The sequence below is a fragment of the Pseudomonas sp. genome (assembly GCF_035497915.1).
In the GTDB taxonomy this organism is placed as follows: domain Bacteria; phylum Pseudomonadota; class Gammaproteobacteria; order Pseudomonadales; family Pseudomonadaceae; genus Serpens.
The window spans coordinates 22,110-33,472 of sequence record NZ_DATJCS010000020.1 but is presented as its reverse complement, the minus strand read 5'-3'; the positions used below and the strand labels follow the sequence as shown (position 1 = coordinate 33,472).

The 11,363-nt window shown below is 66.7% G+C and carries 9 protein-coding genes and 2 pseudogenes; 6 read left to right on the top strand and 5 right to left on the bottom strand.

Annotated elements, in window-relative coordinates:
• Positions 1 to 50 precede the first annotated feature (50 nt).
• Complete coding sequence (gene betA / locus VL129_RS07025; protein ID WP_414705154.1) at positions 51 to 1,718, top strand: choline dehydrogenase; 1,668 nt, start codon at positions 51 to 53, stop codon at positions 1,716 to 1,718.
• Positions 1,719 to 1,781: 63 nt separating this feature from the next.
• On the opposite strand, the gene VL129_RS07020 is transcribed toward betA, so the two are convergent.
• Positions 1,782 to 2,672 carry a LysR family transcriptional regulator gene (locus VL129_RS07020; protein ID WP_325411478.1) on the bottom strand — a complete coding sequence of 297 codons (891 nt, stop codon included), beginning with the start codon at positions 2,670 to 2,672 and terminating at the stop codon, positions 1,782 to 1,784.
• A 124-nt stretch (positions 2,673 to 2,796) separates the two neighbouring features.
• Here VL129_RS07020 and VL129_RS07015 point away from each other — a divergent pair, with 124 nt between their 5' ends.
• From VL129_RS07015 to VL129_RS07000, 4 genes are all read left to right on the top strand, one after another.
• On the top strand, positions 2,797 to 3,495 hold the full coding sequence (locus tag VL129_RS07015) for a CoA transferase subunit A (RefSeq protein ID WP_325411476.1): 699 nt from the start codon (positions 2,797 to 2,799) through the stop codon (positions 3,493 to 3,495).
• A 14-nt stretch (positions 3,496 to 3,509) separates the two neighbouring features.
• Positions 3,510 to 4,166 (top strand): CoA transferase subunit B, encoded by a 657-nt coding sequence (locus VL129_RS07010; protein ID WP_325411474.1) that lies wholly within the window; start codon positions 3,510 to 3,512, stop codon positions 4,164 to 4,166.
• Positions 4,167 to 4,222: 56 nt separating this feature from the next.
• The gene (locus VL129_RS07005) at positions 4,223 to 5,401 is read left to right on the top strand and encodes an acetyl-CoA C-acetyltransferase (RefSeq protein WP_325411472.1); all 1,179 of its coding nucleotides are present in this window, start codon (positions 4,223 to 4,225) and stop codon (positions 5,399 to 5,401) included.
• A gap of 124 nt (positions 5,402 to 5,525) precedes the next feature.
• Positions 5,526 to 6,869 (top strand): short-chain fatty acid transporter, encoded by a 1,344-nt coding sequence (locus VL129_RS07000; protein ID WP_325411470.1) that lies wholly within the window; start codon positions 5,526 to 5,528, stop codon positions 6,867 to 6,869.
• Between the two features lie 191 nt (positions 6,870 to 7,060).
• Here VL129_RS07000 and VL129_RS17155 read toward each other — a convergent pair.
• From VL129_RS17155 to VL129_RS06985, 4 genes and pseudogenes are all read right to left on the bottom strand, one after another.
• Positions 7,061 to 7,570: pseudogene (locus tag VL129_RS17155) on the bottom strand (methyl-accepting chemotaxis protein); the annotation flags it as partial.
• Positions 7,571 to 7,915: 345 nt separating this feature from the next.
• Positions 7,916 to 8,290: pseudogene (locus VL129_RS17150) on the bottom strand (HAMP domain-containing protein); the annotation flags it as partial.
• Between the two features lie 881 nt (positions 8,291 to 9,171).
• The gene (locus VL129_RS06990; RefSeq protein WP_325411466.1) at positions 9,172 to 9,591 is read right to left on the bottom strand and encodes a GNAT family N-acetyltransferase; all 420 of its coding nucleotides are present in this window, start codon (positions 9,589 to 9,591) and stop codon (positions 9,172 to 9,174) included.
• A 121-nt stretch (positions 9,592 to 9,712) separates the two neighbouring features.
• Positions 9,713 to 10,369: a GIY-YIG nuclease family protein gene (locus tag VL129_RS06985; RefSeq protein ID WP_325411464.1), complete on the bottom strand. Its 657-nt coding sequence runs from the start codon at positions 10,367 to 10,369 to the stop codon at positions 9,713 to 9,715.
• Between the two features lie 105 nt (positions 10,370 to 10,474).
• On the opposite strand from VL129_RS06985, the gene VL129_RS06980 reads away from it, so the two are divergent.
• Entirely contained in the window at positions 10,475 to 11,362 is an 888-nt protein-coding gene (locus VL129_RS06980) for a DNA-3-methyladenine glycosylase family protein (protein ID WP_325411462.1), read from the top strand.
• The last annotated feature ends 1 nt before the right edge of the window (position 11,363 follow it).

Genomic DNA, 11,363 nt, shown 5'->3' with positions numbered 1-11,363 from the left:
GGGTGGTCATGGCAACGCCATGGCCACCGTCTCGAGGAAAGGCAGTCCCCATGGAATTCGACTACATCATCATCGGCGCCGGTTCGGCCGGTAACGTGCTGGCCACGCGCCTGACCGAAGACCCCGAGGTCAGCGTGCTGCTGCTGGAAGCCGGCGGTCCGGACCATCGCCTGGACTTCCGCACCCAGATGCCCGCCGCCCTCGCCTACCCGCTGCAGGGCCGGCGCTACAACTGGGCCTACGAGACCGACCCGGAGCCGCACATGAACCACCGCCGAATGGAATGCGGGCGCGGCAAGGGCCTGGGCGGCTCCTCGCTGATCAACGGCATGTGCTACATCCGCGGCAACGCCCTGGACTTCGACCACTGGGCCCGGGAACCGGGCCTGGAGGACTGGAGCTACCTGGACTGCCTGCCCTACTTTCGCAAGGCGGAAACCCGCGATAGCGGCGCCAACGACTACCACGGCGACAGCGGCCCGGTGTCGGTGTGCACGCCCAAGGCCGGCAACAACCCGCTGTTCCACGCCATGGTGGAAGCCGGCGAGCAGGCCGGCTACGCGCGCACCGACGACCTCAACGGCTACCGCCAGGAAGGCTTCGGGCCGATGGACCGCACCGTGACGCCCAACGGCCGGCGCGCCAGCACCGCGCGCGGCTACCTGGACCAGGCCCGCCAGCGGCCGAACCTGACCATCCGCACCCACGCCCTCACCGAGCGCATCCTGTTCGACGGCCGGCGCGCCAGCGGCGTGGCCTACCTGCGCGGCAATTCCAGCCAGCCGGAAACGGCCCGTGCGCGACGCGAGGTGCTGCTGTGCGCCGGGGCGATTGCCTCGCCGCAGATCCTGCAGCGTTCCGGCGTCGGCCCGGCGCCGCTGCTGCGCGAGCTGGACGTGCCGGTGGTACTCGATCTGCCCGGCGTCGGCGAGAACCTGCAGGACCACCTGGAGATGTACCTGCAATACGCCTGCAAGCAGCCGGTGTCGCTGTACCCGGCGCTGCAATGGTGGAACCAGCCGGCCATCGGCGCCCAGTGGCTGTTCGCCGGCAGCGGCATCGGCGCCAGCAACCAGTTCGAGGCCGGCGGCTTCATCCGCACCGACGAATCCTTTGCCTGGCCGAACATCCAGTTCCACTTCCTGCCGGTGGCCATCAACTACAACGGCAGCAACGCGGTGAAGGAACACGGCTTCCAGGCCCACGTCGGCTCCATGCGCTCGCCGAGCCGCGGCCGGGTACGCGCTCTGTCCCGCGACCCGCGCCAGCATCCGAGCCTGCTGTTCAACTACATGAGCCACGCACAGGACTGGCAGGAGTTTCGCGACGCCATCCGCCTGACCCGGGAAATCATTGCCCAGCCCGCGCTGGATGCCTTCCGGGGCCGCGAACTGAGCCCCGGCGTGGACCTCAAGAGCGATGCCGAACTGGACGCCTTCGTGCGCGCCCGGGCGGAAACCGCCTTCCACCCCTGCGGCACCTGCCGCATGGGCCAGGACCAAGGCGCGGTTGTCGATGGCCAGGGGCGCGTGCACGGTTTGCAGGGTTTGCGCGTGGTGGATGCCTCGCTGATGCCGCGCATCATCACCGGCAACCTCAACGCCACCACCATCATGCTGGCGGAGAAGATCGCCGACCGCATCCGTGGCCGCGCGCCGCTGCCGCGCAGCAGCGCCGCGTATTACGTGGCCGGGGATGCGCCGGCGCGGGTGCGATAAAAGCTCGCGAATGAATTCGCTCCCACAGGTTCCGAGCCGCTCGATGGTCCCATAACTCCAGCCCTACGCCGGGCCTGTGGCCTGGCGGATCAGGGTGTCGCTGAGCGCCAGCGCGGCCTTGGAAAGCTGGTGCCCGGCCAGGTGCAGCAGGCCGATGCGGCGAGTGACCTGCGGTTCGTCCAGCGGCAGACAGCGCGCGCCCAGATCTTCCATCTGCCCCCGGCACAGGCTGGGCACCGCGCTCACGCCGAGGCCTTCGGCGACCATGCGCCCGACCGTCACCAGCTGATGGCTCTCGAAGGCCACCGGCAGCTTGCCGTGGCGGGCGCCGATGCTGTCCTCCAGCAGCAGGCGCACCGCCGAGGGCCGCTGCAGGGTAATGAACGGCTCGCCGAGCAGCTGCGCCCAGCTCAGCCGCTTCAGCCCGGCCAGCGGACTGTGCGCCGGCACCATGGCGACAAAGCGGTCGTCATATAAGGGTGTGAACTGCAGGCCATCGAGGGTCGCCGGTTCGAAGGCGATGCCCAGCTCCACGCGGCGGTCGCGCACCATCTCCAGCACCTGCTCGTTGATCACGTCGTGCACCGTCACCCCCACGCGCGGGTGGGCGTCACGAAAAGTCTTCAGGGCTGCCGGCAGCCGATTGCCGGCGAACGACGGCATGGCCGCCAGCGCCACGCGGCCGAGCTGCAGGGTGAAGTGCTGGCGCAGCAGGTCCTCGGCGTTGTCCCAGTCGGCCAGCAGGCGCGTGGCGATGGGCAGCAGCGTCTCGCCCTCCGGCGTGAGTGCCACACTGCGCGTGGTGCGCACCAGCAGTTGGCCGCCCAGGGATTGCTCCAGGTTCTTGATCGCCAGGCTCAGCGCCGGTTGCGACAGGTGCAGCCGTTCGCAGGCCTGGGCGAAGCTCAGGGTCTGCGCCACAGCGAGGAAGGCGCGCAGCTGCTTGACGGTCATTGTTTTATTTTCCTGATCAATGGCGAGGAAAAACAAACTTAACAAATAACACCCCAGCACCGAAGCTTGGGCGCACGCCTGGCAGTGCCCCTGCCCTCCCAACAACAACAAGAGGCACCCAAGAATGAGTGGACTCGACAAGCGCGTAGGCAGCTACGCGGAAGCCCTCGACGGCCTGCAGGACGGCATGACCGTACTGGCCGGCGGCTTCGGTCTGTGTGGCATCCCCGAGAATCTGATCGCCGAGATCCGCCGCCGTGGCGTGCGCGACCTCACCGTGGTCTCCAACAACTGCGGCGTGGACGGCTTCGGCCTCGGCGTGCTGCTGGAAGACCGGCAGATCCGCAAGATGATCGCCTCCTACGTCGGCGAGAACGCGCTGTTCGAGCAGCAACTGCTCAGCGGCGAACTGGAAGTGGAACTCACCCCGCAAGGCACCCTGGCCGAGAAGCTGCGCGCCGGCGGCGCCGGCATCCCCGCATTTTTCACCGCCACCGGCTACGGCACCCCGGTCGCCGACGGCAAGGAAGTGCGCGTGTTCGACGGCCGTCACTACATCCTCGAACGCGCCATCAAGGGCGACTTCGCCATCGTCAAGGGCTGGAAGGCCGACCACTACGGCAACGTGATCTACCGCCACACCGCGCAGAACTTCAACCCGCTGGCGGCCATGGCCGGGCGTATCACCGTGGTGGAAGTGGAGGAAATCGTCGCCCCCGGCGAGCTGGACCCGACGCAGATCCACACCCCCGGCATCTACGTGGACCGCCTGATCCAGGGCACCTTCGAAAAACGCATCGAAAAACGCACGCTGCGCGGCTGAGAGGAGAAATCGCCATGGCACTGACCCGCGAACAGATGGCCCAGCGTGTGGCGCGCGAACTGCGCGACGGCTACTACGTGAACCTCGGCATCGGCATCCCCACCCTGGTGGCCAACTACGTGCCCGAGGGCATGCAGGTGCTGCTGCAGTCGGAGAACGGCCTGCTCGGCATGGGCCCGTTCCCCACCGAAGCCGAGCTGGACGCCGACATGATCAACGCCGGCAAGCAGACGGTCACCGCCCTGCCCGGCGCGGCGATCTTCGACTCCGCCGACTCCTTCGCCATGATCCGTGGCGGCCACGTCGACCTGACCGTGCTCGGCGCCTTCGAGGTGGATGTGCAGGGCAACATCGCCTCCTGGATGATCCCCGGCAAGCTGGTCAAGGGCATGGGTGGCGCCATGGACCTGGTAGCCGGCGCCGAGAACATCATCGTGGTGATGACCCACGCCTCCAAGGACGGCGAATCCAAGCTGCTGGACCGCTGCAGCCTGCCGCTGACCGGCGCCGGCTGCATCCGCACCGTGCTCACCGACCTGGCCTGGCTGGAGATCGACAACGGCGCCTTCATCCTGCGCGAGCGCGCGCCGGGGGTGAGCGTCGAGGAAATCGTCGCCAAGACCGCCGGCAAGCTGATCGTGCCGGAGCAGGTTCCGGAAATGCAGTTCTAGCCATCAACCGGGCCATGCCGATCTTCGGCGCGGCCCGACGCATGTCAGGAGTTCCCATGCAAGACGTTGTCATTGTCGCCGCCACCCGTACCGCCATCGGCACCTTCCAGGGCAGCCTCGCCGAGATTCCCGCCCCGGAACTCGGCGCCCTGGTCATCCGCCGTCTGCTGGAGCAGACCCGCCTCGACCCGGCCCAGGTCGACGAAGTGATCCTCGGCCATGTGCTCACCGCCGGCGCCGGCCAGAACCCCGCCCGCCAGGCCGCCCTCAAGGCCGGCCTGCCGCACGAAGTGCCGGCACTGACCCTCAACAAGGTCTGCGGCTCGGGCCTCAAGGCCCTGCACCTGGCCGCCCAGGCGATCCGCTGCGGCGACGCCGAGGTGGTGATCGCCGGCGGCATGGAAAACATGAGCCAGGCGCCCTATGTGCTGCCCAAGGCGCGCACCGGTCTGCGCATGGGCCATGCCCAGCTGCAGGACAGTATGATCCTCGACGGCCTGTGGGACGCCTTCAACGACTACCACATGGGCATCACCGCCGAGAACCTGGTGGCGAAGTACCAGCTGAGCCGCGAGGCCCAGGACGCCTTCGCCGCCGCCTCGCAGCAGAAGGCGGTCGCCGCCATCGAGGCCGGCCGCTTCGACGCCGAGATCACCCCGGTGCCGATTCCGCAGAAGAAAGGCGAGCCGCTGCTGTTCGCCCGCGACGAGCAACCGCGTGCCGGCACCACCGCCGAGTCGCTGGCCAGGCTCAAGCCGGCGTTCAAGAAGGACGGCAGCGTCACCGCTGGCAACGCCTCCAGCCTCAACGACGGCGCCGCCGCCGTGCTGCTGATGAGCGCCGCCAAGGCCGCCGAACTCGACCTGCCGGTGCTGGCGCGCATCGCCGGCTATGCCAGTGCCGGCGTCGACCCGGCGATCATGGGCTACGCCCCGGTGCCGGCCACCCGCCGCTGCCTGGAGAAGGCCGGCTGGCAACTGGCCGACCTGGACCTGATCGAAGCCAACGAAGCCTTCGCCGCCCAGGCGCTGTGCGTCGGCCAGGCCCTCGGCTGGGACGCCGACAAGGTCAACGTCAACGGCGGCGCCATCGCCCTGGGCCATCCCATCGGCGCCTCCGGCTGCCGCATCCTGGTCAGCCTGCTGCACGAAATGCTGCGCCGCGACGCCCGCAAGGGCCTGGCCACGCTGTGCATCGGCGGCGGTCAGGGCGTGGCGCTGGCCATCGAACGCTGATTTCCAAAGGAGACCTGTAAGCGCCCGGCGTGACCGCCGGGCTGCGGCATACCCGCGCCGCACCCCTGGGCGTTACCGCGCCCGACCGATAAAGCCCAACAAACATAAGAAAGAGGCGTCACTCATGTTCAACACCCTCACCCGCATGAGCGTGGGTCTGGTGCAGCGCTACCTGCCCTCACCCTTCGTATTCTCCGCACTGCTCACCCTTGCCGTGCTGATCGCCGGCATGCTCTCCACCGACCAATCCCTGCCACGCATGGTGCAACACTGGAGCGGCGGCTTCTGGACCCTGCTCGGCTTCGCCATGCAGATGGCGCTGATCTTCGTCACCGGCCATGCCCTGGCCAGCGCTCCCATCGTCAACCGTCAGCTCGACCGCCTGGCCGGCATGGCCCGCACGCCCGGGCAGGCCATCATCATGGTCACCCTGGTGGCGCTGGTCGGCTGCTGGGTCAACTGGGGCTTCGGCCTGGTGATCGGCGCGGTGTTCGCCCGCGCCCTGGCCCGCCAGGTGCAGGGCGTCGACTATCCGTTGCTGGTGGCCTCGGCCTATTCCGGCTTCCTGGTCTGGCACGGCGGCCTCGCCGGCTCGATCCCGCTGTCGATGGCCAGCGGCGGCCCGGATCTGGCGCGCATCACCGCCGGCGTGCTCACCAGCCCGGTGAGCATCACCGAAACCCTGTTCAGCCCGCTGAACCTGACCATCGTCGCCCTGCTGGTGATCGGCCTGCCGCTGCTCAACCGCGCCATGCACCCGCGTCGGGACGTCAAGGTGGCCGACCCGGCCAAGCTGGTGGAAACGCGCGCCGCACAGCCGGCCCGGGAGACCCCGGCACAGCGCCTGGACGACAGTCGCATCCTCGGCCTGGCGCTGGTCGCCCTGGCGGCGGTCTACCTGTTCAACCACTTCAGCAGCAAGGGCTTCGTGCTCGGCCTGGACGTGGTGATCGCCATCTTCCTGTTCTGCGGCCTGCTGCTGCACGGAACCCCGGAGCGCTACATGCGCGCGGTGGACGAGAGCGTGCGCGGCATCGGCGGCATCGTCCTGCTGTTCCCGTTCTACGCCGGCATCATGGGCATGATGATGGGCGCCAACGCCGAGGGCATCTCGCTCGGCCGGCAGATCACCGAGGCGTTCATCTCCTGGTCCTCGGCGGACACCTTCCCGCTGCTGGCCTTCCTCAGCGCCGGCGTGGTCAACGTGTTCGTGCCCTCCGGCGGCGGCCAGTGGGCGGTGCAGGGTCCGATCATGCTGCCGGCGGCGCAGGCCCTCGGCGTCTCGCCCACCGTCACCGCCATGGCCATCGCCTGGGGCGACGCCTGGACCAACATGATCCAGCCGTTCTGGGCACTGCCGCTGCTCGGAATCGTCGGCCTCGGCGCGCGCGACATCATGGGCTACTGCCTGATGATGCTGCTGTACTCGGGCGTGGTGATCTGCGGCGCGTTCTACTTCCTGGCCTGAGCGCCGGCCGGGGCGTCGCTTCGGTGCATCCCTGATCGCGGCTGAAGCCGCTCCTACAGGCCGCGCGCAGCCGCTGCACGGATCCTGTAGGAGCGACTTCAGTCGCGATCTTCTGGCCCAGGCCCGCACGAAAGCGTCGCGGCTGAAGCCCCTCCCACGGACCGTGGAGCGGCTTCAGTTACGCTGTGCTTTCAGCAATGAAACCGCTGCGTGCGCGCATGCAGCTCGCGAATCAGCACCGCCAGGCGCTTGGTGGCGGCGGTGGCCTGCTCGGCCATCACCACCGCCTGCTGCCCCTGGTCGGCCAGCGATTGCAGGCTGCGATGGGTGTCGGCCACGGAGGCGTTCTGCTCCTCGGTGGCCTCGGCGATCGAGCGGTTCATCTGGAACACCCGCTGCAGGCCCTGCTGCAGTTGCCCCAGCTCGTTGCGCGCCTGGGCCAGCTGCTGCATGCCTTCCTCGGTGTTCTGCGCGCTTGCGGCGATACGCTCGGCCATCTGGTTGGAGGCCTGGCGCAGCAGGTCGGTGGTCTGCTGGATCTCGGTGGTCGAGCTCTGCGTGCGCTGCGCCAGGGCGCGCACCTCGTCGGCGACCACAGCGAAGCCACGACCCTGTTCACCGGCCCGTGCCGCCTCGATGGCCGCGTTGAGCGCCAGCAGGTTGGTCTGCTCGGAAATGCCGCGGATCACCTCCAGCACATGGGTGATCTCGCCGCTATGGGTCTGCAGCACCTGCAGCTGCTCGATGTTGGCCTGCATGTCGCCGGTCAGGCGGGTGATCGCCGCGTGGCTGGCGTCGATCTGCCGATGGGCCTGCTCCAGCAGACGGCTGCCCTGGTCTGACGACACCGCCGCCTCGCCCGCGAGGCCGGCGATGCTGTGCACGTTTTGGCTCAGGTGGTCGAGATCCTGATTGACCACCCGCAGGGTGGCCTGCTGATCGTGGAACGCCTGGGTGGCCTGGACCGCGCCCACCTCCAGCTCGCTGGTGATGCCCTGCACCGCGTCGCTGGTCTGGCGTACCGCGCCGATGGTCTCGCGCAGCCGCGCGAGAAACTGGTTGAGCTGGGCGCACATCTCGCCGATCTCCGCCTGGTCGCGGGTCTGCAGCGGCTGGTCCAGTTGCAGGCTGTCACTGATGCGCTTGAGCTGGTTGCGCAACTCGCCCAGCGGCCGGGTCAGGCGGCCGGCCAGCGGGTAGAGCACCAGCAGGCCCAGCACCAGCAGCACCAGGCCCACCCCCAGGGTGATGCGGCGGTTGGCCGTGATGTCGGCGACGGTCTCGCGCACCGGCTGGGTGACCACCAGATAGCGCTGCAGATCCGGCAGGTGCAGCGCGCCCGCGAAGGTCGGCTGGCCGCCGAACTCCAGTTGCTCGATGACCAGCTTGCGATCGCGCACCGGCGCCCAGTCGTTGGCCATCAGCGCCTTGAAGGCCGCCTGGCCGGAGAGGTTCAGGTTGCCGGCCTGACGGGCATCCGGGTGGATGTCCACCAGCCCGCCGGGCTGCACCAGCATCACCTGGCCGGAGTCGCCGAAGCGGTAGTTGCGGATCATGCTGGCCAGCTGTTCCATGTTCATCGCCCCACCGGCCACCAGCAGCGGACGGCCCTGGTCGTCGGTCTGCGCGCTGCGGTAATTGACGAAGATCTGCAAACCCTGGGAACCGAGCGAGTTGGTGTCCAGGTTCAGCTCGTAGACGGCGTTGCGCTTGAGGTAATCGAAATACCAGCCGTCATCGGCGTTGCTTTCCGACATCGGCCGCCATTGCAGCTTGCTGCCTTCCAGGTGGTGGTAGCGCACGCCGCCGTCCGGAGTGCGCACCGCCATGAACACCGCGTTGGCGCCCAGGGACTTCAGGGTATGGTCCATGGCCCGGCGCATGTCGGGCAGGCGATCCAGCGGCGCGCCGGCGCGCGCCCAGTCCTGGATGAACACGTTGTTGGCCAGCGCCTCGGAACCGTTGATGGCCAGCGTGAGCTGACTGCGGATGCCTGCCGCGATGGTCTGCATCCGCCCCGGCAGCTCCTGCTCCTGCAGCCGGCGCAGCTGATCCTGGCTGGTCAGATACGACTGGAAGCCCACCACCAGCACCACTGTCAGCACCAGCACCAGCGAGGAAACCACAAACAGGCGCGTGCGCAGCGCCAAACCCTGCCAACCCATCGAACTACTCCCTGAGATTCGAAGCCGTAATGGCCTTTTTATTCGAAGGGTTATCGATGGAACGGGAGGAAACTGAAGGGGCGCAAAGGGAGTTATTTTCTGGCGTCAAAAAGACCGTAAAAAAGCCCTAAATCCGTCTATTTACCGCCGACACGGGCATCACGCTCCAGCACCCAGCAGCGCGGATTGTTTGTGAATCCGACATGCTCGTAGTAGGTATTCGCCGCCGGGGCGGCAATAAGGATCAGCTTGCAGCGCGGGCCGAGCTGGCGTTGCGTGATGTCCTGCAGTTGCTTGCCGATGCCGCACTTCTGCCGGGATTGGCAAACAGCCAGATCCGACAGGTAACAGGCGTAGTGAAAGTCCGTCATCGAGCGGGCAATGCCGACCAGCCTGTCCGCCTCCCAGGCGCTGACCACCAGGTTGGCATTTTCAAGCATGCCCGCCATGCACTCGCGATCCTGGATGGGGCGCCGTTCACCCAGGGTCGAGCGCGACAGCAGGTCGATGAACTGATCCACGGTGATGGGCGCGCTGATCTTGTATTCGATGGGCATGACCATTACTCCAAATACTCCCCGAGAAAGCGGAATTTCGTAAACCCTGAATCAGCTCAGTCCTCAGACATCCGCCTAAGCTTGCCACTCAAGCGCACCATCAACTCGGCGAAACCGCGCTCTAATCTTCATCGCCATCAGCATGAAATTCTTCGTATATTTCCTTTACCGTTTTCCCATTAAATGTCCAATAGGGGGAAGGCTGGATCGAATAATCGTCCGGCAACCCCAAGACCTTTCGGGTTGCGTGCGTAAGGGAGCAGTCCTGCCCCTTAAAAGAAACGGTTTTCGGACCTACAACAACTGCTTCTTCCCCTGCTTGTGTCGCTATTAGCACCGAGCCAACCTGAATTCCCAACTCAAGGAAATCCATGCGCGGGCGCCGCGCCTGTTTCACATGCTCAGCAGCTTGGAGATCGGCTTTGGTAGCACCAGACTCGATGGCATCCTCGATCATCTGAGTGGCTTCCTCTACATGGAGCAACTTGAGAATAGCGACAACCCGCTCCGGCTCGATCTTGAAAAACTCACGGTTCGGGTTAACTCGGTGCATTCCAAATGCATCATGAAGAGCCTTCTCAACTTTATAGGCGTCCGGGACCCTACAAGCATAAGCACAGTCAAACGGCACCGGAACTCCCGTGCTGTACAACTGTTTCATTCGAACGTCGACCTCGCCCTGCGTAGTGGAACCAATCTTTATGAGCCCGGGCATTGCAGGGTTCGTCAGCACATACACGATTTGGAGTGGCAAAGACACTTTCAAACAGGACCTCATCCGAAGCCGTAACGGCTGTTATTTTGAAGGGTTATCGATGGGACGGCGGAAAACTGTAGGGTGCAAAGCAACGTTATCTTTTGACGTCTTGCTAAGCTCCACGCCATGAACGCCGACGCCGAAACCCTCCACCTTCCCTACCTGCCGCCCTGGGATTGGCAACAATTCCAGCGTCACTTCGCCCTGCGCCTGTTGCCCGGCGTGGAAACCCTCAGCGTCGACGGCTATTGCCGCAGCCTGCGCATCGGTTCAGTGACCGGCTGGTTTGCGGTGCGGCCGCAAGCGGCGAGGAACACCCTGGAGTTGCGGATCAGCCCGTCCGCCATGCCCGTTAGCGCCGCGTTGGTCAGCCGGGTGCGGCGCATGTTCGATCTGGATGCCGACCCGCAGGCCATCGTCACGCACTTTTCCAGCGACGCCCTGCTGGGACCGCTGGTGGCCAACATGCCCGGCCTGCGCCTGCCCACCGCATTCGACCCGTTCGAGCAGGCCGTGCGCGCCATCGTCGGCCAGCAGGTCACCGTCAAGGCGGCGGTGACCATCACCAACCGCCTGGTGGCGCGGCTCGGCGAGCCCCTGGCGGATGCGCCCACGGATGGCCCGCAGCGTCTCTTTCCCACACCTGAACAGCTCGCCAGCGCCGACCTGTCCGCCATCGGCATGCCCGCCAAACGGGTGCTGGCGTTGCAGCGCCTGGCCACCGCGGTGGCCGATGGCAGCTTTCCATTGCACCTGGAAGATGGCGCCGACGCGCTGGTCGAGCGCCTTTGCGCCCTGCCCGGCATCGGCCCCTGGACGGCCGAGTACATCGCGCTACGCGGCTTCGGTGCGGTGGATGCCTTTCCCGCCGCCGACCTGGGCCTGCTCAAGTCACCGGTGTGGGGGCCAGGCGGGATCAGTGCACGGGAACTGAAGCTACGCGCCGAGGCCTGGCGGCCGTGGCGGGCGTACGCGGCGGTTTATCTGTGGGAGCGTTATGCGGGCGGTGGATGAA